We start from the raw sequence: 24091 nt of genomic DNA on the forward strand, positions 1-24091 counted from the left end.
AGGGCCGGTCTGATTAATCTAATAAAACATCACTAAGATTATCGTCGGCTACAGTAATATTGAGTGGGTCGCTAAATTCTATATCAGCGCTGTCATCATCAAAAGGCTGATCATTTACCGCGTCACAGGTGAAGCTTAAGCTGTAATCGCCCTGGGGAACAAAGCCCAGGGTGAATTCATAGCGATCGTTTTCGGCATTGTAATTAACGGCACTGGAGCTAAGCACGTCATCGTCATTGCCTTGCATATCTTGTAATAGGCTGTCGTGGCCTGCAAATAAGTAAACCGCATTGCCTACCGCATTGTTGGGGTCGTTATCACAATTAACATCTAATACTAAACTGTCGGCAAGTACACCACTAACAGTATAAGCATTGATGCTGTCGACTACCCGTATAACAGGCTTCATTTGATATTTACCGCTGCCCGTTAAGTGTATGGATTTACGCAATTCAAAATCCAAGGCGATATGAGTATTGTCGCCAGCCCCTACCGTAAAAGGGTGATTAAGTTTTAAGCCAGATTGGCTGCCGCTAGGTATGCGCAAAGTGTGTTGATTGCCATTAACAACGATATAAGTATCTGACTCATCGATAGCTAGCCGCAGCCAATTATAATCACCGGCATTGAGCGCGTGTTCATCTAACAGCGAAATAAAATTTTCACCCTGATAATCTAATAGATTAACAGCCTGGGTTTCATCGAAGTCTATAGTAAAAGCTTGACCATCTATGGGTTTTACTTCTATGGCGGTAAATGCCACCACCACTGCACTGGCTTGCTCAACAGGGCCGTCGGTAACACTAACGGTGAGTTGGCCTTGTGTGTTGCTACTAGAACCGCCACTGCCGCCACAGCCCAGCAGTAGTGAGGAGGCCATAGCAGCAGCGATAAGAGTTTGGGTATTCATGAGATAAGCTTGGTAATCAAACAATAGCTAAAGTGTGGCTATAGCGGGGTTAAACCGCAAGCATAGAGTGAAAGCAGTGAGAATAACTGCAAAAAAATAGCAAAAATACAAAGACGCAAGTGCTATATAAAGCTTTGTTACAAGCTCAAAAACAGCTAAACAAAAAAACTTAGTTTTTGCCTGGCAGCATAAGCTTAGCAAACAATTGCTGCACATCGTCACTGGGGGCAGGGGTAAGCAAGCTGACAATAATGACGGTAGCCAAAGAAAAGAAAAACCCCGGCACTAACTCATATAAATCAAACCATCCGCCGCTAAACTGCGCCCAAACTACCACGGTAGTACCGCCCACAAATATGCCAGCCATGGCCGCAGCGGCGGTCATGCGCCGCCAATATAAGCTCACCAATAAGGCCGGGCCAAAGGCTGCGCCTAGGCCGCCCCAGGCATAGGCAACCACATCTAACACTTTACTATTGGGGTCTAAGGCCATTAGGCAGGCAAGGGTGGCTAACAAAACCACTGCAGCCCTACCCAGCTTAAGTGCCACAGAGGAGTGTATGTCTCTTTTAGTCCAGGCATCAATAATATCTTCGGCTAGGGCGGAAGAGCACACTAATAGTTGCGAATCCACGGTACTCATAATAGCGGCCAAAATAGCGGCAAGTAATACGCCGGCAACCACAGGATTGAATATAACTTCTACTAATACCATAAAGACTTTTTCCGGGTCGGCCAGCGGCTGAGCAATATAGGCTGCGCCTACCATGCCCACCAGCACTGACATGCTATACACCAATAGCGACCAACTAATACCTATAGTGGCAGCCGTGGGTACATCATCCTCACTGCGTACGGCCTTAAAGCGCGCCAAGATATGGGGTTGGCCAAAATAAGCCAAGCCCCAGCCAACCAAGCTGGCCCAAGCAATAAAAGTCAGCGGCTCGCCATGCCTATTAGTCCACAGCTCTAACATGGCTGGGTTTTGTGCGGCTAAGTTACCGCGAAAATCATCCATGCCGCTAAGGGCAACAGCGGGCACAATAATTAAGGCCAGCGTCATCAGCAGTGCCTGTACTACATCAGTCCAAGAAACCGCTAAAAAACCACCAAACAAGGTATAGGAAATAACTGCTAAGGTGCCCAGTATTACCGCTAGCTGATAGTCCATACCAAAAACAGAAACAAATAGCTTGCCGCCGCCCATTAGGCCTGAGCTCACATAAAAGAGAAAAAACAATAAAATAAACACAGCACAAATACTGCGTAACCAAGGGCTACTGACCGCAAAGCGACGTTGGAAATAGGCGGGCAGGGTAACGGCATCGTCTAAAGCGTAACTGTATTTGCGTAGCCGGCGGGCTAATAGTAGCCAAGCAGCGGCGACGCCCATACATAAACCTATGGCCATCCAAGCGGCTTCTATACCTGCAATATAAGCATAGCCAGGTAAGCCTATTAACACCCAGCCCGACATATCAGAGGCACCAGCACTTAAGGCTGCCACCCAGGGTGATAAGCTGCGCCCACCCAAATAATAATCGCTGGCATCATGGGTGCGCCTATAGGCATAAACGCCCAGAGTAAAAACTAGCGCGATGTACAGACAAAAAGTGACAGTGATAATCATAAGTTTTGGCTCTTGTTATTATTACTATGATTGTGCTGTTGTTAATAAACTAACCTTAGCGCTGGCTGGGCAGTTTTGCCACCTCGCTTTCTATCCATTGTTTGGCTAAGTCATTAACCTCGCGGCTGCTCTTGCCGCTGGTTTCTATAGGCTGGCCTATTACTATCGTTATAGTGCCAGGGTATTTTAAAAATTTATCAGCAGGCCAGTACACCCCGGCATTGTGGGCTATGGGCACTACTGGCGCATCTGCGGCTACAGCAATATTAGCACCGCCGCGGGCGTAGTTGCCGGTATGGCCTGGGTCTATGCGGGTACCCTCGGGAAAAATTAACACATTACGGCCCTGAGCTATCATGGCTACGCCATCACTTTGAATTTTTTTAAGGGCTTGTTTGGGGTTGCTGCGATCTATAGCTATTGGCTCTACCATGGCTAGGCCCCAGCCAAACACAGGGATTTTTAATAATTCTTTTTTTAGCACTATGCAAACTGGCGCTAAAAAATATTGTAAAAAATAGGTTTCCCACTGGCTTTGATGCTTAGATAAAGCGACATAGGCTCTGTGCTTGGGCAAATTTTCCTGCCCTATTATGGTAAATTTTAAGCCTAATACCCAGCGTGCCCAGTGTATGGTGCATCTATTCCAGCCCAAAATATAACGGCTACGTATGGGGTAGGGTAAAAACTTAAACAGCAAAACACCGGTGCTACAAAACCAAATCGTGAGTAAGGCATAGCCGGTGTAAAATAAAAAAGCACGTAGGCCTAAAAACAGTTTTCTCATACGTTATTATTTTTTCAATTGGGCTAATAAAAAATCACAGCTGTCTGCTAGGCTATCAAATACCTGCATATGGTTTAATTCGGGCTGGGGTTGCTCGGCTAATTTTTTTAAACTGCGCTGGCCCTTACCGGTTTTAACTAATAGCGGTTTGCAGCCTTTCACTAGACCCGCCTTTAAGTCCCGCAGTGAATCACCCACTATATAAGCATTTTCAGCAGAGCAGCCCAGGGCTTGTTCTATGGCGTCGATTAAACCGGCTTTAGGTTTGCGGCAGTCGCAATTATCGTCTGGGGTATGCGGGCAGAAAAAAATCCCCGCCAATTCACCACCGGCTTCATGTAATAGCGCCGTCATTTTTGCATGCATGGCTTCTAAATCGGCGGGTTGAAAATAACCGCGCCCTAAACCCGATTGATTGGTGGCTATGGCTATGCGATAGCCCGCCTGCGATAAGCGGGCCATGGCTGCTATGCTGCCGGGTATGGGCTGCCACTCCTCAACGGACTTGATGTAGTCGTCGGAGTCTTGGTTGATTACCCCGTCGCGATCAAGAATTAGTAAGGCCATGGTTTATTTAGCCGGTGCTAATAAAGAAATATCAGCGATATTTAAAAACAAGTTTCTTAGTCCTGCTAATAAAGAAAGTCGATTTTTCCGTAAGTTTTCATCTTCAACATTCACCATTACATGATCAAAATAAGCGTCAACAGGATCTCGAAGAATAGCCATTTCACTTAAGGCTTCTGTATATGAGCGGCTTTTAATTAGAGGAGCTACTTTAGTCGATACCGACATAAGTTGGGTATAAAGTAAATTTTCGGCCCCAGCTTCTAGAAGTGATTCATTAACTTGAGATGAGTAATCAACATCAGCTTTGGCCAAGATATTAGATACCCGCTTATTTGCCGCTGCTAACGCTAGGGCCTCGGGTAATTGGCTGAAATGATTAACCGCCAATACGCGCTGGTTTATATCCAAAGGTTGCGATAAGTTTTTCGCCGATACCGCCATAAAGACTTCGGCGGCGATATTATCCTCTACATACCAAGCGCGGAAGCGCTCCAGCATATAAGCCAATACGGTCTCGGTTAAACCTTTAGCTGCGGGCAGCTCGCCATGTTGCTGTTGAGCTAACGCCAGACAGTCGCGCAAATCCAGGTTTAAATCTTTTTCTATAATCAGGCGCAATACCGCCAAGCTAGCGCGGCGCAGTGCAAAAGGATCTTTAGAGCCAGAGGGTTTTTGGCCTATGCCAAATATGCCCACCAAGGTGTCTAGTCTGTCGGCCAAAGCTACTGCACAACCGGTTAAGGTTTCAGGCAATTTGTCACCTGCGAATTTGGGCAGGTAGTGATCTTTAATGGCATTGGCGGTTTCAGCGTCTTCGCCGTCGTTAAGCGCGTAGTAGGTGCCAGCTATGCCTTGCATCTTGTCGAACTCTAGCACCATGTCTGAGACTAGATCGGCCTTGCAGAGTAAGCCAGCCTTAGCGGCTTTGCTGGCATCGCTGCCAATTTTTTCAGCCAATATGCCCGCCAGTTTTTCTATGCGCTGGGCTTTATCGTGCAAGGTACCTAGCTTGGCCTGAAACACTACAGACTTTAATTTTTCTACCCGCTTAAGCAGCGGTGTTTTTTTATCGGTTTCAAAAAAGAAGGCGGCATCGCTTAAGCGGGGGCGTATCACGCGCTCGTTGCCGTCTATCACCTGCGCTGGGTCTAGGCTGACGATATTGGAGACGGTAATAAAATGGGGTAACAGCTTGCCCTCATCATCCACTACGTGAAAGTATTTTTGGTGCTCAGCCATGGAGGAGATTAGAGCCTCGGCGGGTACCGCTAAGAATTCCTGCTCAAAAGAGCCGGTTAAAGCTACCGGCCATTCCACTAAGCCAGTTACCTCATCCAATAAGTCATCGACTATAACGGCGTTGCCACCGACTTTTTTACCTTCGGCCGTCACCTGCTCGCGTATCATCTCTTTGCGTTGCTCATAGCTGGCGATTACGTGGCCGCTATTAGCTAACAACTCTTGATAGACCGAAGGGTTGGCAAATTCTAAATAGGTATCGCAGTGAAAGCGGTGGCCGCGGCTAATATTGGCGGCTTTAAGGCCTAGGATTTCGCAGTCTATGACCATGGTATCCAGCATCATCACCACCCAATGCACTGGGCGCACAAATTCATTGCGGCTGGCACCCCAGCGCATACGCTTGGGTATGGGCAGAGCATCTAAGGCGTTTTGCACAAATTCCGGTAACAAGGCCTTGGTGTCGGTACCGGCTTGGCTGCTGCGGTGTACCAGCTTGTCGGCCTTGCCGTCGTTTTCTACCTTTAACTCATCGATGTTAATGCCGTTCTTTTTGGCAAAAGCCTCAGCGGCTTTGGCGGGTTTACCCTCGGCATCAAAGGCGATTTTAGCCGGGGGCCCCCAGGCGACTATGTCTTTCGCAGGAGTTTGTGCGGCTAAATCTTTAACCACCACAGCCAAACGGCGGGGGGTGGCATAGGGTTCAATGCTGGTAAACGTTAAGTCAGCGGCGGTTAAGCTTTGCTTAATGCTGGCGCTAAAGCTGTTAGAGAGCTTGAGTAAGGCGGTGGGCGGCAGCTCTTCGGTACCTATCTCTACTAAAAAATCGTGGCTGTTGCTTGTGCTCATTATTTGTCCTCCGCGCTGGCAGCGAGTACTTCTTGTCGTAATGCTTCACTCGCAAGGGGGAAGCCAAGGGCTTTGCGGGCATCAAAATAAGCCTGGGCCACGCCGCGGGCCAGGGTGCGCACCCGTAAAATAAAACGCTGGCGCTCGGTTACGGAAATCGCGTGGCGAGCATCCAATAGGTTAAAAGCGTGAGAGGCCTTCATCACCATCTCATAGGCAGGTAGTGGTAGGTTGGCTGCTATTAAGCGCTGGCTTTCGGCCTCGCAGTGGTCAAACTGCTTAAACAGCTGCTCTACATCGGCCTGCTCAAAGTTGTAGGTAGACATCTCTACTTCGTTTTGGTGGAACACATCACCGTAAGTGACTATGCCTTCGGGGCCTTGTGCCCATACCAAATCATAAATACTGTCTACGCCCTGCAAGTACATGGCGATGCGCTCTAGGCCGTAGGTGATTTCGCCGGTAACGGGGTAGCACTCCAAGCCGCCCACTTGTTGAAAATAGGTAAACTGGGTGACTTCCATGCCGTTTAGCCACACTTCCCAACCCAAGCCCCAGGCACCCAAGGTGGGGGATTCCCAGTTATCTTCTACAAAGCGTATATCGTGTACGGCCGGGTCCAGCCCTAAAAAGCGCAGGGAGTCTAAATACATCTCTTGGATATTACTGGGCGAGGGCTTAAGCGCCACCTGAAACTGGTAGTAGTGCTGCAGGCGGTTGGGGTTTTCACCGTAGCGGCCATCGGTGGGGCGGCGGCAGGGCTGCACATAGGCGGCGTTCCAAGTCTCGGGGCCTATGGCGCGTAAAAAGGTAGCGGGGTGAAAAGTACCGGCTCCTACCTCCATATCCAAGGGCTGTAAAATCACGCAACCGCGCTCGGCCCAGAATTGCTGTAGGGATAGTATCAACCCCTGAAAAGTGCTTACTTGAGAGTTCATGTCGCCACGTATAAGAGTAATTAATAGACAAATAAATAAAGTCGCGCATTATAGCGCGACTCTGGGCGTATAAGTAGTGTGGTGGCTGGCTAACAGCAAGCGGCACCGGCGTTTGAGTTGCCTGCATAACAGGGTATGATTCGCATACGTTTTAATTACCCGTAACTTGTAGACCCCCCAATAATGAAATCATGGCTAGCGCTAACCACTATTAAGAGTTTTGCCTTATTGCCTATGCCCCTATTGCGGGTGCTGGGCCGCTGGGTGGGCTATGGTGCTTGGTTGAGTAATGGCCGCTCGCGGCAAATCACCGAGTTTAATATTGCCCTGTGCTACCCGCAGCTTAGTGCTGCGCAACAACGGCATTTGGCCAAGCAAAGTGTTCAGCAACTGGGAGTATTATTACTAGAGATGGGGCCGGTGTGGCGCTGGTCGCCGCAACGTTTAATGCAGCATATCACCGAGGTTAGTGATCTGGCCTTACTAGAGCGAGCCGAACAGGCCGGCAAGGGTACGGTTGTGGTGTTACCTCATTTGGGCTGTTGGGAGTTAATGGGGGTATTCTTGGCCCAGCGTGGCGCCGTCACCTCTTTGTATCAACCCCCCGAAGACCCGGGCTTTGATCAGATGATCTATCATGCCAGGCAGCGTACCGGTAACACCTTAGTGCCCACCAATACTCGTGGAGTAAAAGCCTTATTAAAAGCCCTTAAAGCGGGCGAGACGGTAGTCATCCTGCCCGACCAACTGCCTGTTGAAGGCAGTGGCGAGTTTGCCGATTTTTATGGCCAACCCACCTACACCATGACCTTGGTACACAACCTAATCAAGCGCACTGGCGCCAACTTGGTGGGGGCAGTTGCTGAGCGCACTGGCCGCAGCGGTTACAAAATTAGTTTTGTGCCAGCCCCCGCAGACATAAATGCCAGCGATAGCAAGCTGTCGCTTACCGCACTCAATCGCTGTGTAGAAAACTGTGTGCAGTTATGCCCCGAGCAATATCAGTGGGAGTACAACCGTTTTAAATGGTTGCCCAACGGCCAGCGCCGCAGTTATAAAAATTAACAGCTAAATAAATATCTAAATTAATTGCTAAGAGAAAGGATAAGTTGTGATAGCAGGAAAAGTAATAGGCGTCATATTGGGCGCTATGGTAGCAGGCCCCTTTGGTGCATTGCTGGGTTTAATGGCAGGGCACTTTTTTGATAAGGGCTTGGGTCAAGCCATGGGCTTTGACTACCAAGGCAACCGTGCCCAGCTGCAGCAATTATTTTTTGAAACCGTTTTTAAAGTCATGGGCCACCTAGCCAAAGCCGATGGCCGTATCAGCGAAGAAGAAATCAGCCAGGCCGAACAATTGATGACGCGCTTAGGTTTAAGCAGTGAGCATAGGCAGCAGGCCATAGAGTTATTTAAACAGGGGGCCCAGCCCGAATTTAACTTGCAGCAAAGCATTACCCAGTTTGTAGAAAAAGGTGGTCGCAGCCATAACCTGCCCGCGCTGCTTTTAGAGTTCTTGTTTAGCATAGCCATGGCCGATGGCGAGTTACACCCCAGTGAAAAAGAAGTGCTGGCCAATGTTGCCAGTTATCTAGGTATAGGTGGCCGACAGTTCGAGCAGCTGTTAGCCATGTTAATGGCGCAACAACATTTTCACCAAGGTGGTGGTGGTCAGCAACAGAGCAGTGCCGGTGATTTAGAGCAGGCCTATCAGGCGCTGGGGGTAGAAGAAACCGTTAGCGATAAAGAGTTAAAACAGGCTTACCGCAAATTGATGAGTGCCCATCACCCCGATAAGCTAATCGCCCAAGGTGTGCCCGAAGATATGATGAAAGTAGCCACCGAAAAAGCGCAGGAAATACAGGCGGCTTATGAGCTGATTAAAAAGAGCCGGAAGTAGGCTACTAGCTAAGCAGCTTAGCAAAACAGATTAGATATCTTTTGTTGTAAACGAGGCCGAATACAGCCTCGTTACTCCACGATAGTTTAGCTAGCCTTATCGCTTAAGCTGATAGTTTATAATTGTAAACGGTAGGCATGCCTTGTTGATCTAAGGCAACAAAAACCATTTTATCAATAGAGATAATTATTTCATTAGTCGCTTTTTTTCTAACCTCACAATTAACAGTTAATGATGTAGTACCTACATTGGTAACAGATAGACCAAACTCAATCACATCACCGCTGACAGCGGGTTTTTTAAAATCAATTTCAGAAATAAATTTAGTCACAATCATTTGTGTATTCATTTGGCAGCTGGCAAAAATAGCGGCCTCTTCATCTATCCAGCTGAGTAGTTGCCCGCCAAATAATGTATTGGAGGGGTTAAGGTCAGTAGGTTTAACAATACGGCGAGTATAAAATTTCATAGCGAGTTCCAGTGCATAAGATTAATAAGTACTACATATTGCTATAGCAAACCTTATGCCAAATAAAAAACCCACAGAAATCAGCGGTTTGAAAATTAATATGTGCTAGGGATGCGCCAAAATGACAAAAACATCAGTGACAACGCACTAGATTGATGCATAAATTAAGTGCGCAATTAGCGCCAGAGAGTGGCACAACATAATTATTGAGTAGCGTAGTCAGATCTCACATCCCACCTAACTGCTATAAAAAAACTTGCCGCCTATTAAGGCGGCATTAAAATTTTCTTGCAGCTATTTAACCGCCGCCAAGGCTTGCTCTACATCGGCAATAATATCGTCTATATTTTCTATGCCCACTGAGATGCGAACTAGGTCTGCACTTACACCTGCCGCCGCTAACTCTTGCTCATTAAGCTGGCGGTGGGTGGTAGAGGCGGGGTGGCAGGCCAAGGATTTGGCATCACCTATATTTACTAAGCGTAAAATCATTTGTAGGGCATCGATAAACTGCGTGCCTGCCTGCAAGCCGCCTTTGATGCCAAAACTTAAAATCCCCGAGGCTTTGCCGCCAGTAATTTTTTGGCAAGTCTCATAGTAAGGGCTGTTTGCTAAGGCTGCATAATTAACCCACTCTACTTTTTCATGGTTTTGTAAATAGTTGGCTAACTTCTCAGCATTTTCGCAGTGGCGTTCCATGCGTAGCCCCAGTGTTTCTAAGCCTTGCATAATATTGAAAGCGCTTTGCGCGGATAGCGCGGCACCGGTATTGCGCAGTGGCGCCACGCGGCAGCGGCCTATAAAGGCGGCGGGGCCCAAGGCCTCGGTGTATACCACACCGTGGTAAGAGGGGTCGGGCTCGTTAAGCACGGCAAAGCGCTTTTTATTAGCTACCCAATCAAACTTACCGGAGTCGATAATAATGCCGCCTATGGTAGTGCCGTGGCCGCCTATGTATTTGGTCAGTGAATGTATCACTATATCAGCACCTAACTCGAAGGGGCGGCATAAAAAGGGTGAGGCAACGGTGTTGTCTACCATTAAAGGTATACCGTGGCGGTGAGCAATTTCGGCCAGCTTTTCTATGTCGACTATATTGCCCGCGGGGTTGCCTATGGATTCACAAAAAATCAGCTTGGTGTTTTCGTCTATGGCGTTTTCAAAACCGGCATAATCATCGTGGGAAATCATGCGCGCTTCTATGCCTTGTTTAGGCAGCGAATGGGCAAATAAATTATAGGTGCCGCCGTAGAGCTGGCTGGTGCTAACAATATTAGAGCCTACTTCGCATATACACTGTATGGCATAGGTAATCGCTGCCATGCCCGAGGCTACACATAATGAGGCTATCCCCCCTTCCATGGCCGCCAGCCGTTGCTCTAATACATCGTTAGTGGGGTTCATGATGCGGCTGTAAATATTGCCCGGTACTTTTAAATCAAATAAGTCGGCACCGTGCTGGGTGTTGTCAAAGGTAAAAGAGGTGGTTTGGTATATGGGTACGGCAGCGGCCTTGGTGGTCGCTTCAGACTCGTAGCCATGGTGTAACGCCAGTGATTCTAATTTCATAATAAAAGCCTTTTCCTTGGGGTGATTATTCAGCTAATGCCAAGTCTTGAACAAACAGAATGTCTAGTACCACTTCAGGGTTCCAAACTTTGATGGCAGCCATGGTGTCATAACGTATTTGGTCTAACTCTTTTATAGAATTGACTTTAAATTCATCGCTCACTACTAAGTGCACCAATACATAGGTATTGCGGCCGCGCTTAGTGACCCGCAGCTCTATGAGTTGATGCGGAATATGGCCTAATAGCTCAAACAGTTTAGCTTCTATTTCATCCACTACTTTGGCCGGTGGTGCCATTAAAATAACTTCGCGTAAACTATCGAGTAAGATGCGGCCCGGTATAGGCAAGGCCAGTACCACTAAGATCATTAATAACAAAGGGTCTACATAGGGGGCCAAATCAGCGTATTCGGTTTGGTTGATTACCCAGGCCACTATGAAGCCCAGTAGTACCGACAGGCTGAATAGGCCATCAACAAACCAGGTTTTGGCCTCAACGGCTAATAGCCCAGAGCGGGTATCGCGGCCCATTTTTTTCAGCGAGCCTGCCACCACAAAACAACCCACGGTAGAAAGCACACCATAGACCACAGCCCAACCGTATTCGGCCTCGGTACCGCCTGCGAGCAAGCGCATAAGGGCTTCTACACCAGCGTAAACACAGGCCACAATCACGATTAGTGATTTAAATAAATTAAGGGTGGGCTCTAAAGAGGTATAGCCAAAATGAAACAGCTCATCGTCAGGCTTTTCTGCCAGTTTGGCGACTTTTAAGGTGATGAGGGCGGTGGCAAAAGCAATGAGCGAATAGATACCATCAAACAGTATCGCCCCAGAGTTGGTAAACACCGCAAAGCCTAACGCCAAGACTATAAAAAAGACTACCCCGTATAGTGACACTAAAAGGGCTTTTTGTTCGCGCTTGGCTTGGTTGTGGCAGGGCATAATAGGCTCGTAAAAAAATGATTGTTATGGGTTTATCAGTAAAAAATTTATGGTATCAGTGGTGGCTAAGCATATAGCCAAGCATACCAAACATAAAGCCTAATACCGCACCCATAGGTGGTGCCCAGTGTTTTTTAAGTGGCACCTGTGGGGCTATATCTTGAAACACCGAATATAAAATACCGCCTGAGGCTAATAACATAATAGCGGCTAATATCTCGGGTTGCTGGGTGAGCCAGTAAAAGCCAATTAAGCCAGCAACCGGCCCCAATAAGGCCATTAAGGCAAAATATAAAATAATACGCTTGGGGTTGAGCTTAGTGTGGCTGTTTAGCTCGCGAAAAGCATTAAAACCTTCTGGCAGGTTTTGTAGCGCGATTAGAGCGGCAATTAAAAATCCGCTGGCACTGTTAACGGTAAACGCTGCGCCCAAGGCCATAGACTCAGGCACAAAATCACTGAGCATGGCAGCTAGCTGGCCAGCGGGCGTGTTATGTTTGGCTAACCACCTATCTAATAACATAAAAGCTAAGCCGCCTAACACAAAAAAGAATGTTACAGCGCTGGTGGATAAATGAGGCAGGCTCTCTGGCACTAATACTAAAGCTACCGCAGATAATAGGGCGCCACCACCAAAGGCCAGCAAACCGTGCCTAAACTCTTGTTCTAGCCAGCGAGGTTTGATGCATTCTATACGGGCCAGCACTGCGCCTGCGGCCATGGCTAAGCCCGCGCCCAAACACAGGGCGACTATGGTAATTACGGTCATTGTTAAAGGTTAACCTCTATACCTAAGATGAAACCGCCTTAAATGTGGGCGATAAGTTATTTTATTTTATTGGTTTGCAGGGCTATGTCGGCACAGCGCTGCTCACCTTTATCAAAATAGGCTACCGCATCGGCGGTAGTCGCAAATATATGTTGCTGTGCTAGCCGCTCTGCCAGTGGTGAGCTCAGCAGCGCATCGCGCACCGGGCCAATTAAATGTGACAGGTATAATTCAATACCTTGTTGCTGCAAACTTTCTATTACATGGTCCAGCATTTTAATGGCGGTGCTATCTATGCTGTTTACGGATTCAGCATCAAAGATCACAACTTTTAAGCTGCCACTGGGGCGTTGCTTAATCCAGCTATAGAGTTTGCTAGTGAAATAATCGCTATTGGCAAAATACAGCGGGGCATCAAAGCGAAAGATTAATAGCTCGGCACGTATACGCGCCTGTTTAAAGCGGCTGATATTGCGATAAAGCTGGCGATCTTCCAGCAGCCCCAGCTCAGTCATATGAGGTATGGCACTGCGATAAACCACCACCATAATGGATACCGCCACCCCTGCCAGCAAGCCTTGCTGCACCCCTAGTGCTAAAGTAATAACAAAAGTAACCAGCAGTGATAGAAACTCTTTTTTATCTTGCAGTAATAAGCTTTTCATTTCGCTGTATTTAAACAGCCCCAGTACCGACATAATAATAATCGCCGCCAATATAGTTTTAGGCAGCGGGTACAGGGCAAATAAAGGTGTGAGAAACAGCAGTATAAAAGCAATAAACACCGCCGAGATAATCGCGGCCACTTGCGTTTGCGCGCCCGCCTTAACAAAAGCCGCACTGCGTGAAAAACTGGCCGATACCGGAAAAGCGCGAAATAAGGCGCCTATAGTATTGGCCAAGCCCAAGGCAATCAGCTCCTGATTAGGCTTGCTCATAAGTTTGTCGCCAGGCTGTTCTTGCGATTTAGCAATAGAGATGCTGCCCACATAACCCATAAAAGCCACGGTAAAAGCCACCGGTAAGAGTTGGCTGATTTGCTGCCAATCAAGAGTGGGCAGCGCTAGCAGGGGCAAGCCTTGGGGTATGCTCGCAATACTGGCTACGCCGTGCTGTGAAAGCTGTAGCAAACCCGATAGCAACATCCCCAGCACTAACAGAATCAGCGCTATAGGCAGTTTGGGGGTATAGCGGCTACTGAGAAAAATCAGCACTAGGCTACTCAATCCTAAGATTAGGGTATGCTGGTTCCATTGTGCACTGTTGCTTAACAGCTCATATAACTGAGCTAAAAAATGGCCGCTGGCTATAGGCATACCCACCAGGCTTTGCAGTTGGCTGGCCATAATAATTACTGCGGCTGCGGAGGTATAACCCACGATCACCGGGTAGGATAAAAAATTGGCAATAAACCCCAGCCGCAGCAGGCCAAAGGCAAACTGTAATAAGCCCACTAATAGGGTTAGGGTAAAAGCCAGTTGCAAATAGTGCTCGCTGCCGGGTTCGGCCAACAGGCTCAAACCCGAGAGTATTAATATGGCATCTAAGGCCACCGGCCCTATGGAAACTTTATTGGAGCTGCCCAATAAGGCATAGATCAGCGGCGGGAAAATCGCTGCGTACAGGCCCACCTCTGGCGGTAAGCCCGCTACCATGGCATAGCCCATGCTTTGGGGTATTAACAACACCCCTATGGTCAAACCGGCTAGCAGATCATCTTTAAAACTGTTGCGAGTATAGCCCTGTAGCCATAGTAAACCGGGGAATAACTTGAATAGCATAAATCGGGTCCTAAGGATGAGAGCTATGGCGGAAAATAAAAAAGATAAAATCTAGGCCAGTACAGGCAGTTAAACGGCGAAAAAGTTTCGCATAAGCCATACCGCCTTTTGCATCAGTACTGCTTATTAGCTGCGGCCTGGTAAATGCGCTGAAAGCCCTTAACGCTAAAACCATTCATGCGCTGATTGCCCACTAAAATCACCGGTACCCCTTTGGCCCCCAGTGCCTTATATTCACGTTTGGCGCGGGGATTTTTATCAATATCCAGCTCGGTAAAAGCTATGCCTTGCGCTTTAAAATATTGTTTGGCTTTTTTGCAGTAACCACACCACGCGGCGGAATACATGATGACATTGCGGGAGTTACTATTAGCCTGGCCTAGCGATTCGAAAGAAACATGTTGGTAACTATTAATTTTTAAGGTGACTGTTTCTACGGGCTGCTGGGTATCTTTGCTATCGCTAAAATGCACCCGGCCCTGTTCATCAGTCCACTTATAAATCTCAGCGTGGCTGCTGTGGGTAAGTAGTAGGGCCAACAATAAAATCAAATAATGCATGCCTAAAGCTCCATGGCGGCCAGGGTTTATCGTAGCAAGCTTAACGCAATCATAGATGCCTAGGGGCAAAAATAATAATAGCCATACCCAATAGGGCGGTTAGGCTACCGACTATATCCCAGACACTGGGGCTAATGCCATCAACCAGCCACAGCCAAACAATCGCCATACCTATATAAACCCCACCGTAAGCAGCATAAACCCGACCAGCAGCCTCCGGATGCAGTGATAACAGCCAAGCAAAGGCCGCCAAGCTGGCGGCGGCGGGGATAAGTAGTAAGGCACTTTTGCCCTGCTTTAACCATAAGTAGGGCAGGTAGCAGCCTGCAATTTCGGCCAAAGCGGTAAGGGCAAATAAGCCCAGGGTTTTCAGTTCGAACATATAATCCAGCCTAAGCAAGAGGTTTGGGGTTTAGTGTAAAGCAAAGTCGGGCCTAGCCACAGCGCCCGAATAGGCGCAAACAGTGTGTCAGTTTTTTTTACATAAAATCAAATAAATAAGCAGCCACAAATTATATCTATTTGATTTTAAAGGATAAAAAAGTTGGCCCAGCTAATGCATAAGGAGTGGATATGTTAATTGTTTCTAAGGCTATACAAACATGAAAAACCTAATACTAGCTATTTTAACGTCTTTTACAGCTATGACTGCCAATGCTGCATTGATTGAAATTTACGAATCAAACACGGGCATAGGTAATATTGCCCAGGCGCAAGCGGTTATCGATAATGCTGCCGCTGCCGACACTACGGCCGATAGCGATACCATCTTTTTCAGTGATGTAGGCCATCATGGTGCACCGGCTTTTCCCGGCGCCCACCACACCACTTTTGTACTAAAAGCCAGTGGTCTGATTGATACTTCTAATTATTCTGCCCTGTGGATATCTCACGACGACGGTATAGATGTAGACGTCAATGGCAACGACTTTTACACCTATAATGGCAACACCGCTTTACGAGGCAGTGGCTGGTTATCACTAGGTGCTGACGCCGGTTTACAAAGCTTTGATTTGTTATTTTGGGAGCACGGCGGTGCAGCCTCAGTGTTGGTATATGGCTGGTTACGTGACACTAACAGCTATGAAGTTGCGAAAGTGGCCACCGTTGCCGAGCCCGGTTCTATTGCCTTATTAGCTTTAGGTTTGATAGGTCTAGGTGTGGCGCGACGCAAAGCCTAATTTTATAATTGCTCTGCTAAAAACCTCATAGCGTGGCCGCAGCCGGTACACACTATGAGGTTTTTTTGTGCCTGTTGGTTTTTCTCTCTAAGCTTTTAAGCTCAGCTGTGGCAGTGTTCTTACAGCGCGTGCCTGTTGTTGATAAATCTCGTCTATGGCCTGCTTCATAGCGGCTTATTATTGCTGCTGGCGCGCAGCTTGTAGTCACCCGGTGTTATCCCCACGGTTTGGCGAAATTGGCGTATAAAATGTGCCTGGTCATAAAAGCCTGCTTGGTAGCCTATGTCGGTAAGGCTGTATTGTTGGGGGGCTTGTTTTAATAGTTGCCGGGCGTACTGCACTTGTTGCAAGCGGCTGTATTGCTTGGGGGCTAAACCCAGGTGGCGTTTAAAAACACGGTCCAACTGGCGCTGGCTTAGTGCCAAGCTGGCGCTGAGTTGCGGTATGGCTTGTAGGCCGTGGTGCTGGTCTATATATGCCAAAGCCTTTTGCAGGCGTTGATCATAAGCGGGTTGATTATTGAGTTGTGCGATTAGCCGCTGCTCTATTAAGGCTATGCGTTCGCCAGCACTGCTAAGCGCAGCTAGCTGTGCGGCCAATTCATCCCCCAAGTGTGAGAGCGCTAATTCGGCGGGGTTAACAATGCTATCCAGTAATTCAACTAAGGGCAGGCCAAATATGCTGTGGCCAGCACCAGGTTTAAAACGTATACCCAGTGCCTGCACGTTGCCGTGTGCAAAAAATTGTGTAGAGCTGCGGCGCGGGCCGGTGATTAAGCTGCCTTGGCTTAGGAAACTGCTGTGCAGCTGTATAGGGTCGGCAAAATTAAAAATAATGCCGCTGCCTCCTTCGGAGTGCATATAGTCCGGTGCTATGGAGGCTTGCTTGGCAGTGTTGATTTGCCAATAGCACTCTACATAGGGCGCCAGTGCCGGGCTGGGGGCATAGCGTTGAAAACCGAGATGAGTAAGCTTGTGCATCACCGTAAGCCTAAAGCAAGGGCTGTAACAAAGAGGGCTCAGTATAACAAAAGCGTTATTGGAAAATAGCAACGCAATATAAATGCTGGCATGTCCAAAATATACAATGCCGGCTTAGCTGCAGTGTTTATGCTACAGCCAGTGTTAACTATTAAGAGGAAGCCCCCATGTCCGTACGATTAAACTATTATCAAGTCGCGCCTGCGGCTATGGCTAGCTTATTTGCTGTAGAGCGCTACCTTAACGCGCAATCGCAGGGTTTAACTAAGACCTTGCTTGAGCTGGTAAAAATCCGTGTATCGCAACTAAACGGCTGTGCCTATTGTTTGGATATGCACAGCAAAGATAGCCGCGCCTTAGGTGAAAGCGAGCAGCGTTTATATACTTTGTCGGCCTGGCGAGTTGCCCCCTTTTACACACCAGCCGAACGCGCCGCCTTGGCCTGGGCCGAAGCCCTAACTCAGCTACCACAGCATGAAAACTGCGCCGAGCTGCTTAGCGAGCTGCGTGGCTATTTAGACGATAAGGCGATAGTCGATCTTAGCTTAGCGGTGTGCAGCATTAATACTTGGAATCGTTTCACCCATGCCTTTGGTGCCGATGTGGGTTCATACCAGCCGGGCCAGTTTCAGCACTTACTTTCAGAAAACCAGTAGGATAAAGCCATGAGATGTTTGCACAGCCTATGGCCTGTTTGGCTAGCAGGCCTCTTATTAGTGAACACGGCTGAAGCCTACCAGCGGCAATTACTGGCTGCTGAACTTCGCGATGTTAGGGAGCAGGCGGTAGATATGCGCCAGTGGCTGGGGAACAAGCCGCTGTATTTAAAATTTTGGGCGAGTTGGTGTGTGCCCTGCAATCAGCAAATGCCACATTATGTGGAGGCTTATAACAAATACGGTGATGACATTGTTTTTTTATCGGTCAATATCGATGTCAACGATGACAGGGCGGCGGTGCTGGCCATGTTAGAAAAATACGGCATGGCCATGCCCACCCTGCAAGATAGTGACGGCCGTTTAAGCCAGGCCTTTGATTTGCTGGGCACGCCCTTGCATATCTTGCTGGATAGCCGGGGACAGTTGGTGCATCAAGGCCACAAAGTAGACGCTTTGTTAAAGCAAAGATTGGACACCTTGGCGACGGCCAACAAGACGCTGACTGGCATAAGTCCAGCGCTAAAGGCTGCTGACGAAGAACTACCCAGCCCCAGCAGCAAGGGGGTGAGCACGCTCTATTTTACAGCCACTTGGTGTGATTGGTATTTGGCCGAGTCGAGGCCCCAGCAAAGTAAAAACTGTAGTTTAGGCCAGCATTATATTAAGCAACTACAGGCAGCCCACCCCGATTTAGTCGTACATAGCTTGGTGTCGCGGCTGTGGACAGGAGCTGCCGATGCACAGCAGTACCAGCACAAGTACCAGTTGCAACAGCCGCCACAGATAGATAAAAGCAATGCCCTGTTTTTGCGCTATGGGGTAAAAAAACTACCCACCTTATTGGTTTTTAATAATGGCAAGCAAGCCCTGCGTATCACCGATTTTTCATCCTATGATGAGGTAGATAAGCAGCTGCAAGGGCTAATCAAATAAGTTAAATCCTTAGCGCGGCTTTGGGCTATCGGCCACCGCAACCCACTTAGCATTGCGGCCGCGGCCGGTGGCTTGCAGCCAGCCCTCTTGCCTACACTGGCGTACCACCTTGCGTATCATATCTGGCCCTATGGTGGGCAGTTGCTGGCCTAACTCTGTTAAAGAAAAAGGGCCGTCAAAACTGGCTAGGGTTTGTTTAATCAACTGGGTTTTGCCGCCGCGCTTATTGCTGATGTTGGCCTGTTGGTAGGCTAGCTGAAAATTCTCATAACTGTGTTGCAGCACTTGCCAGCAGTAGCTTAGCCACTCGGCGGGGGATGCCTGTTGTTGGCTGTAGGCATAGAGCTGGCGATAACACTGCGGGTCATCTTTGAGCACTAGCGGCTCCAGGGCCTGGTACTGCAACACGCTATGGCCCTGTTCTATTAATAATTGCCTAAGCAGCAATAGCGCGATACGGCGGTTGCCGTTTAAAAAAGGGAATAGCTGTAAAAACTCAGCAATAAAAATAGGTATAGCCACTAAGGGCTCTATGCCTGCGGCGATATGGCCGCGTAAATTGTGCAGCTGTTGATCTATGCCTTGGGCCACCGGTGTGCTGTGGCTGCTAATGCTAATACGTTGGCCGCTCAGGTGGCGCAATGGCAGGCTGAGTTTGAGCTCGCGCCACTGCCCGCCCTTGGGGTGTAACTGCTGGTGCAGCTGCTGAATGTGTTGGGCGTTTAAGTGTTTAAGCTCTAAGCCCTGAACGTATTTAAGCGCCGCTAAATAATTAAAAGCGGCACCGTCTAAGGTTAAGGTGCTTAATAGCAGGTCGGCTTGCTGCTGGCTGCGCTGGGCTAAATTCGCCAGCCAATCAGCCGAGGCGGGCGCTTGAGCCTGATAGCGGCCCTGGCAGTATTTGAGCGCAGCCAGTTGCTGGCTTTGGGCCAGGCTGTAGCTGGTTTGGGATAGATTGAAGGTGGCAGTGGTTTCCATGTGGCTTAATATAGGTATTAAATTAACTTGATGCCACTTAGAAATAGATTTACAGGCGCTGGAGTATAGTTCTACCAATAAAATAAGGTATTAATTTTAGTTAATGCCTTATTCTGATTTTCTTAATGACTGCAGCCCGCGGTTTACTTTTTGTAGGTGCTCACCAATGGCGGGGCCTTTGGCCTTGGATACACCTACGGCCAGAATATCAATCACAGCCATATGGGCGATGCGTGAGGGCAGTGGTGTGTAGTTTTCGGTGTCTTCTTCCACATCTATATGCAGGGGGATATCGCACTCCAGCGCTACCGGGGTATTACTGGGCGCTAAGCCAATAATGGTGGCCCCTGACTCTTTCACTAAGCTCATGGCATCTAGCAGTATTTGGGTGCGGCCAGATTGGGAGATGGCGACCACCACATCCTCGTCGGTGAGTGACATGGCCGACATGGCTTGGATATGGGGATCGGAGTAGGCAGAAGAGGGGATTTGCAGGCGGAAAAACTTATGCTGAGCATCGGTGGCCACCGGGCTGGAAGCACCAAAGCCGTAAAACTCTACCCGCCTAGCCAGCATTAGCGCGGCCACGGCCTGCTCTATGGTGTATACATCTATGCTATCGCGCACCCGCTTTAAGGTGTCTATGGTGGAGTCGAACACCTTGTTGGTGTATTCCCGCGCCGAGTCGGACTCGTTAAGGCTAAACTCCTGGTATTGCGAGTTGTGGGCAATGTGTTGGGCCAGCAGCACCTTAAAATCCTGAAAGCCACTGCAACCTATGGCGCGGCAAAAGCGCACCACGGTAGGCTCGCTAACATCGGCGGCACTGGCCAGGTCGACAATGCGGCGGTGTATGACCTCGCCGGGGTTGGCCAGCACATACTCAGCAACCTTGCGCTCGGACTTGCGCAAATTGGGCTCACAGCTTTCTATAATTTTAATAATATTACGTGGCTTCACGGCGGCCCTTAGTCTTGGCTACAGATATTGGTGAGGGTAGTGGGTAAAAGGGGAGTGTAACCATTTTTTTTAAATCCGTCCCCTGCACAATTGCAGAATAACTGCGCAATGAATTCTGATAGAATCCCTCGCCATGGATGTTTCTCATATACTCAACGATTTAAACGACGCTCAACGGCAAGCTGTTGCGGCGCCTCCTTCTAATATGCTGATACTGGCTGGTGCTGGTAGCGGTAAAACCCGCGTGCTGGTACACCGCATAGCCTGGCTGATACAAGCTGAAAATATGGCCCCGCAGGGCATATTGGCGGTGACCTTTACCAATAAGGCCGCAAGGGAAATGCGCGAGCGCATAGACGAGCTGCTTAATATCCCCACCCGCAGTATGTGGGTGGGTACCTTTCACGGCTTGGCTCACCGCCTGCTTAAGGCGCACTGGCAAGATGCGGGGCTGCCGCAAAATTTTCAAATCCTGGATTCTGATGACCAGCTGCGCATTATCAAGCGTATACACAAAGAGCTGGCCTTGGATGAAACGAAATGGCCACCCAAGCAATCACAGTGGTTTATTAATGGCCAAAAAGACGAGGGTAAGCGCGCCGCCCATATAGAGGTGTACGGCAACGACCTGTACCAAAAAACCATGCTGGCGGTATACCTGCAATACGAGCAGGCCTGCGAGCGCCAAGGGGTGGTGGATTTTGCCGAGCTATTGCTGCGCGCCCATGAGCTGTGGTTAAAAAATCCGCGCTTACTGGCCCACTACCAACAGCGCTTTCAGCATATCTTGGTAGACGAGTTTCAAGATACCAATGCCGTGCAATACGCCTGGCTACGGGTATTGGCGGGTAAGCAAATCCCCATCGCGGCGGTAGGTGATGACGACCAGTCTATCTACGGCTGGCGCGGTGCCAAAATAGAAAACATACAGCAGTTCGCCCGCGACTTTGCCAACACCCAAGTGATAAAGCTGGAGCAAAACTACCGCTCCACTGCCACCATATTGGGGGCCGCCAACGCGGTTATCGCCAATAACACCGAGCGCCTAGGTAAAGAGCTGTGGACCGAAGGTGGCGAAGGTGAACCCATTTCGCTATACACCGCCTTTAACGAACAAGACGAAGCTCGCTTTGTGGTAGAGCGCATAGAAGAGTGGGTGAAGCAGGGCGAGCTGCGCGCGCAGTCGGCCATTTTATATAGGTCAAACGCCCAGTCGCGGGTATTGGAAGAGGCTTTGATTCGCGCCGGCATGCCCTACCGCATCTATGGCGGCCAACGCTTTTATGATCGCCTGGAAATTAAAAACGCCCTGGCCTATATGCGGCTGATTAATAATCGCCACGACGATACTGCCTTAGAGCGAGTGATCAACACACCCACCCGCGGCATAGGCGGCAAAACCGTAGACGTGGTGCGCAGCTATGCCCGCGAGCACGGCAGCTCCATGTGGCAGGCGCTGGCTAATGTGGTAGAGCAAAAGCTGCTGCCCGCCAGAGCCAGCAATGCGCTATTGGCTTTTGTTGCATTGATCGATAGCTTAGATAGCGGCACCGACGAGTTAAGCTTAGATGAGCTGGCCGATGAGGTGATTAAAAGCTCAGGCCTAATAGAGTTTCATAAAAAAGAAAAAGGCGAAAAAGGCCAGGCGCGGGTAGAAAACCTGCAAGAGCTAGTCGTAGCCGCCAAACAATTTGATGCCAGCGATGAAGAGCTATCACCGCTGCAGCAGTTTTTAGATGAGGCCGCACTGGATGCCGGTGAGCAACAAGCCGATGAATATGAAGACAGCGTGCAGCTAATGACCCTGCACTCGGCCAAAGGCTTAGAGTTTCCCTTAGTGTGTTTAGTCGGCATGGAGGAAAACCTCTTCCCCCATAAAATGTCCATGGACGAAGCGTCAGGCATAGAGGAAGAGCGCAGGCTGTGTTACGTAGGGATTACCCGCGCCATGCAAAAGCTCTACCTTAGCTATGCAGAGTCGCGCCGCATGTATGGCAATGAAAACTTTAACGCACCTTCGCGCTTTATACGTGAGATCCCCACCGAATACGTGGAGGAGGTGCGGTTAAATACAACCATTAGCCGCCCAGCCAGTTATGCGCCAGCGGTGAATGGCAACGGCTACGATGTGCCGGGCACCGGCATAAGCTTGGGGCAGCCAGTATTTCATCAAATTTTTGGCAGCGGCACCGTGGTTAATTTTGAAGGCCAGGGCAGTAGCGCCAGGGTGCAAGTCAATTTTGATGATGAGGGAAGCAAATGGTTGGTGCTGCAATATGCCAATCTTGAAGCTTTGTGAAGTTGTCGTTAACGGTTAATCATAAAACAATGAATAATAAGATGATGAAAAAAAGCCTAAATCTCACCCCCGCAATTATATTGTTATTAGTGGCGGCGGTGGTGGCGCTAAGTAGCCTATTGGTAATAGAGCGCAGCCAAAAAATTCTCGGTAAACAGGATCAAAAATCTGAGCTACAACAGGGTAGCCGAGAGGTTATAGAGTGGAAGTTGGTCACCTCTTGGCCAAAAAACTTTCCCGGTTTGGGCAACGGCCCAGAAGTATTTGCCAAAGCAGTAGAGCAAGCCAGCAATGGCCGCTTAAAAATTCGCGTCTACGGCGCTGGTGAGTTGGTACCTGCCTTGGGGGTGTTTGATGCGGTGTCGCAGGGCACTGTGCAAATGGGCCATTCAGGGGCCTATTATTGGAAAGGCAAAGCTCAGGCTGCCTCATTTTTCACCTCCATCCCCTTTGGTATGAATGCCCAAGAGATGAATGGCTGGCTGCACTATGGTGGTGGCTTGGAATTGTGGCAGGAGCTATACGCGCCCTTTAATATTATCCCCATGGCTGGGGGCAACTCCGGCACCCAAATGGGCGGCTGGTTTAATAAAGAAATAAACTCCCTAGCCGATATCAAAGGCCTGAAAATGCGCATACCCGGTATGGGGGGTGAAATTTTTAGCCGGGTGGGTGGTACCGTGGTGAATTTACCCGGTGGTGAACTTTATACCGCCCTGCAAACCGGTGTCATCGATGCCACCGAATGGGTGGGGCCCTATAATGATAAGGCCTTTGGCCTGCATGAGGTGGCTAAGTATTATTACTACCCAGGCTGGCATGAGCCGGGTTCTAACCTAGAGTTTTTGATTAATAAAACCGCTTTCGAGACTCTGCCTGCAGACTTACAAGCTATAGTTAAAATTGCTGGCCGCTATGCTAACCAAGATATGCTGGATGAATATACCGCCAGAAATAATGCCGCCTTAGTGGAACTTAGTAAAAATCCCAACATCAGTATTCGTCAATTTCCCGATGACGTGATCAGAGCGCTAAAAGCCGCTACCGAGCAATATATGCAAGAGATTACTCAACAAGACCCAATGACCAAAAAAGTTTACCAGTCCTGGAAGCGCTTCGCCGAGGGCGTGAAAAATTATCACCATGTTTCAGAACAGGCATATATCAATGCCCGGGATTTATAA

Annotated in this window: 23 protein-coding genes; 7 read left to right on the top strand and 16 right to left on the bottom strand. The window is 48.8% G+C overall.

All coding sequences use genetic code 11. The features are described from left to right. Positions 1–13: 13 nt before the first annotated feature. The 6 genes from NO559_RS04365 to glyQ all read right to left on the bottom strand — a co-directional run bounded on the left by NO559_RS04365 (position 14) and on the right by glyQ (position 6923). A complete protein-coding gene (locus tag NO559_RS04365) occupies positions 14–910 on the bottom strand; it encodes a DUF4382 domain-containing protein (protein ID WP_258330574.1) in 897 nt (298 codons plus the stop codon). 169 nt (positions 911–1079) lie between these two features. Then, positions 1080–2540 carry a sodium/proline symporter PutP gene (putP, locus tag NO559_RS04370; RefSeq protein ID WP_258330575.1) on the bottom strand — a complete coding sequence of 487 codons (1461 nt, stop codon included), beginning with the start codon at positions 2538–2540 and terminating at the stop codon, positions 1080–1082. Positions 2541–2595: 55 nt separating this feature from the next. Then, positions 2596–3327: a 1-acyl-sn-glycerol-3-phosphate acyltransferase gene (locus tag NO559_RS04375; RefSeq protein ID WP_258330576.1), complete on the bottom strand. Its 732-nt coding sequence runs from the start codon at positions 3325–3327 to the stop codon at positions 2596–2598. 6 nt (positions 3328–3333) lie between these two features. After that, positions 3334–3894 (bottom strand): D-glycero-beta-D-manno-heptose 1,7-bisphosphate 7-phosphatase, encoded by a 561-nt coding sequence (gene gmhB, locus NO559_RS04380; RefSeq protein ID WP_258330577.1) that lies wholly within the window; start codon positions 3892–3894, stop codon positions 3334–3336. Positions 3895–3897: 3 nt separating this feature from the next. Then, on the bottom strand, positions 3898–5985 hold the full coding sequence (gene glyS, locus NO559_RS04385; protein WP_258330578.1) for a glycine--tRNA ligase subunit beta: 2088 nt from the start codon (positions 5983–5985) through the stop codon (positions 3898–3900). After that, positions 5985–6923: a glycine--tRNA ligase subunit alpha gene (gene glyQ, locus NO559_RS04390; protein WP_258330579.1), complete on the bottom strand. Its 939-nt coding sequence runs from the start codon at positions 6921–6923 to the stop codon at positions 5985–5987. The genes glyS and glyQ overlap by 1 nt, the downstream gene beginning before the upstream one ends. Positions 6924–7106: 183 nt before the next feature. Between glyQ and NO559_RS04395 the strand changes: the two genes are divergently transcribed. Further along, on the top strand, positions 7107–7988 hold the full coding sequence (locus NO559_RS04395) for a lysophospholipid acyltransferase family protein (protein WP_258330580.1): 882 nt from the start codon (positions 7107–7109) through the stop codon (positions 7986–7988). 46 nt (positions 7989–8034) lie between these two features. Then, on the top strand, positions 8035–8823 hold the full coding sequence (gene djlA, locus NO559_RS04400; protein WP_258330581.1) for a co-chaperone DjlA: 789 nt from the start codon (positions 8035–8037) through the stop codon (positions 8821–8823). Between the two features lie 103 nt (positions 8824–8926). On the opposite strand, the gene NO559_RS04405 is transcribed toward djlA, so the two are convergent. The 7 genes from NO559_RS04405 to NO559_RS04435 all read right to left on the bottom strand — a co-directional run bounded on the left by NO559_RS04405 (position 8927) and on the right by NO559_RS04435 (position 15299). After that, positions 8927–9292 (bottom strand): acyl-CoA thioesterase, encoded by a 366-nt coding sequence (locus tag NO559_RS04405; protein WP_258330582.1) that lies wholly within the window; start codon positions 9290–9292, stop codon positions 8927–8929. A gap of 294 nt (positions 9293–9586) precedes the next feature. Further along, entirely contained in the window at positions 9587–10861 is a 1275-nt protein-coding gene (locus NO559_RS04410; RefSeq protein WP_258330583.1) for an O-acetylhomoserine aminocarboxypropyltransferase/cysteine synthase family protein, read from the bottom strand. 25 nt (positions 10862–10886) lie between these two features. Next, on the bottom strand, positions 10887–11807 hold the full coding sequence (locus NO559_RS04415) for a cation diffusion facilitator family transporter (protein ID WP_258330584.1): 921 nt from the start codon (positions 11805–11807) through the stop codon (positions 10887–10889). 55 nt (positions 11808–11862) lie between these two features. Continuing rightward, complete coding sequence (locus NO559_RS04420) at positions 11863–12576, bottom strand: ZIP family metal transporter (RefSeq protein WP_258330585.1); 714 nt, start codon at positions 12574–12576, stop codon at positions 11863–11865. Between the two features lie 56 nt (positions 12577–12632). Beyond that, positions 12633–14357, bottom strand: a complete 1725-nt coding sequence (locus NO559_RS04425) for a SulP family inorganic anion transporter (protein ID WP_258330586.1) — start codon at positions 14355–14357, stop codon at positions 12633–12635. A 113-nt stretch (positions 14358–14470) separates the two neighbouring features. Next, on the bottom strand, positions 14471–14917 hold the full coding sequence (locus tag NO559_RS04430; RefSeq protein WP_258330587.1) for a glutaredoxin family protein: 447 nt from the start codon (positions 14915–14917) through the stop codon (positions 14471–14473). Between the two features lie 49 nt (positions 14918–14966). Beyond that, positions 14967–15299 carry a YnfA family protein gene (locus NO559_RS04435; protein WP_258330588.1) on the bottom strand — a complete coding sequence of 111 codons (333 nt, stop codon included), beginning with the start codon at positions 15297–15299 and terminating at the stop codon, positions 14967–14969. A 220-nt stretch (positions 15300–15519) separates the two neighbouring features. On the opposite strand from NO559_RS04435, the gene NO559_RS04440 reads away from it, so the two are divergent. Then, entirely contained in the window at positions 15520–16098 is a 579-nt protein-coding gene (locus NO559_RS04440) for a PEP-CTERM sorting domain-containing protein (protein ID WP_258330589.1), read from the top strand. 164 nt (positions 16099–16262) lie between these two features. Here NO559_RS04440 and NO559_RS04445 read toward each other — a convergent pair whose 3' ends face one another. After that, complete coding sequence (locus NO559_RS04445; protein WP_258330590.1) at positions 16263–17078, bottom strand: helix-turn-helix domain-containing protein; 816 nt, start codon at positions 17076–17078, stop codon at positions 16263–16265. 167 nt (positions 17079–17245) lie between these two features. Here NO559_RS04445 and NO559_RS04450 point away from each other — a divergent pair, with 167 nt between their 5' ends. Next, positions 17246–17734, top strand: coding sequence for a carboxymuconolactone decarboxylase family protein (locus NO559_RS04450; protein ID WP_258330591.1), 489 nt, complete (start codon positions 17246–17248; stop codon positions 17732–17734). 60 nt (positions 17735–17794) lie between these two features. Beyond that, positions 17795–18670, top strand: a complete 876-nt coding sequence (locus NO559_RS04455; RefSeq protein WP_258330592.1) for a redoxin domain-containing protein — start codon at positions 17795–17797, stop codon at positions 18668–18670. A gap of 9 nt (positions 18671–18679) precedes the next feature. Here NO559_RS04455 and NO559_RS04460 read toward each other — a convergent pair whose 3' ends face one another. After that, a complete protein-coding gene (locus NO559_RS04460; protein ID WP_258330593.1) occupies positions 18680–19648 on the bottom strand; it encodes a Fic family protein in 969 nt (322 codons plus the stop codon). Between the two features lie 108 nt (positions 19649–19756). Further along, on the bottom strand, positions 19757–20608 hold the full coding sequence (hexR, locus tag NO559_RS04465; RefSeq protein ID WP_258330594.1) for a transcriptional regulator HexR: 852 nt from the start codon (positions 20606–20608) through the stop codon (positions 19757–19759). A gap of 133 nt (positions 20609–20741) precedes the next feature. Here hexR and uvrD point away from each other — a divergent pair, with 133 nt between their 5' ends. Together uvrD and NO559_RS04475 are read left to right on the top strand one after the other, a co-directional pair. Beyond that, positions 20742–22907, top strand: coding sequence for a DNA helicase II (gene uvrD, locus NO559_RS04470; RefSeq protein ID WP_258330595.1), 2166 nt, complete (start codon positions 20742–20744; stop codon positions 22905–22907). 41 nt (positions 22908–22948) lie between these two features. Next, on the top strand, positions 22949–24091 hold the full coding sequence (locus NO559_RS04475) for a TRAP transporter substrate-binding protein (RefSeq protein ID WP_375542734.1): 1143 nt from the start codon (positions 22949–22951) through the stop codon (positions 24089–24091).

This window comes from Dasania sp. GY-MA-18 (genome assembly GCF_024734385.1).
Lineage (GTDB): Bacteria > Pseudomonadota > Gammaproteobacteria > Pseudomonadales > Dasaniaceae > Dasania > Dasania phycosphaerae.

Bases quoted from the DNA above. Each gene is read 5' to 3' on its own strand.
- NO559_RS04365 (WP_258330574.1), bottom strand. From the start codon at position 910: ATGAATACCCAAACTCTTATCGCTGCTGCTATGGCCTCCTCACTACTG.
- putP (WP_258330575.1), bottom strand. From the start codon at position 2,540: ATGATTATCACTGTCACTTTTTGTCTGTACATCGCGCTAGTTTTTACT.
- NO559_RS04375 (WP_258330576.1), bottom strand. From the start codon at position 3,327: ATGAGAAAACTGTTTTTAGGCCTACGTGCTTTTTTATTTTACACCGGC.
- gmhB (WP_258330577.1), bottom strand. From the start codon at position 3,894: ATGGCCTTACTAATTCTTGATCGCGACGGGGTAATCAACCAAGACTCC.
- glyS (WP_258330578.1), bottom strand. From the start codon at position 5,985: ATGAGCACAAGCAACAGCCACGATTTTTTAGTAGAGATAGGTACCGAA.
- glyQ (WP_258330579.1), bottom strand. From the start codon at position 6,923: ATGAACTCTCAAGTAAGCACTTTTCAGGGGTTGATACTATCCCTACAG.
- NO559_RS04395 (WP_258330580.1), top strand. From the start codon at position 7,107: ATGAAATCATGGCTAGCGCTAACCACTATTAAGAGTTTTGCCTTATTG.
- NO559_RS04405 (WP_258330582.1), bottom strand. From the start codon at position 9,292: ATGAAATTTTATACTCGCCGTATTGTTAAACCTACTGACCTTAACCCC.
- NO559_RS04410 (WP_258330583.1), bottom strand. From the start codon at position 10,861: ATGAAATTAGAATCACTGGCGTTACACCATGGCTACGAGTCTGAAGCG.
- NO559_RS04415 (WP_258330584.1), bottom strand. From the start codon at position 11,807: ATGCCCTGCCACAACCAAGCCAAGCGCGAACAAAAAGCCCTTTTAGTG.
- NO559_RS04420 (WP_258330585.1), bottom strand. From the start codon at position 12,576: ATGACCGTAATTACCATAGTCGCCCTGTGTTTGGGCGCGGGCTTAGCC.
- NO559_RS04425 (WP_258330586.1), bottom strand. From the start codon at position 14,357: ATGCTATTCAAGTTATTCCCCGGTTTACTATGGCTACAGGGCTATACT.
- NO559_RS04430 (WP_258330587.1), bottom strand. From the start codon at position 14,917: ATGCATTATTTGATTTTATTGTTGGCCCTACTACTTACCCACAGCAGC.
- NO559_RS04435 (WP_258330588.1), bottom strand. From the start codon at position 15,299: ATGTTCGAACTGAAAACCCTGGGCTTATTTGCCCTTACCGCTTTGGCC.
- NO559_RS04440 (WP_258330589.1), top strand. From the start codon at position 15,520: ATGAAAAACCTAATACTAGCTATTTTAACGTCTTTTACAGCTATGACT.
- NO559_RS04445 (WP_258330590.1), bottom strand. From the start codon at position 17,078: ATGCACAAGCTTACTCATCTCGGTTTTCAACGCTATGCCCCCAGCCCG.
- NO559_RS04450 (WP_258330591.1), top strand. From the start codon at position 17,246: ATGTCCGTACGATTAAACTATTATCAAGTCGCGCCTGCGGCTATGGCT.
- NO559_RS04460 (WP_258330593.1), bottom strand. From the start codon at position 19,648: ATGGAAACCACTGCCACCTTCAATCTATCCCAAACCAGCTACAGCCTG.
- uvrD (WP_258330595.1), top strand. From the start codon at position 20,742: ATGGATGTTTCTCATATACTCAACGATTTAAACGACGCTCAACGGCAA.
- NO559_RS04475 (WP_375542734.1), top strand. From the start codon at position 22,949: ATGATGAAAAAAAGCCTAAATCTCACCCCCGCAATTATATTGTTATTA.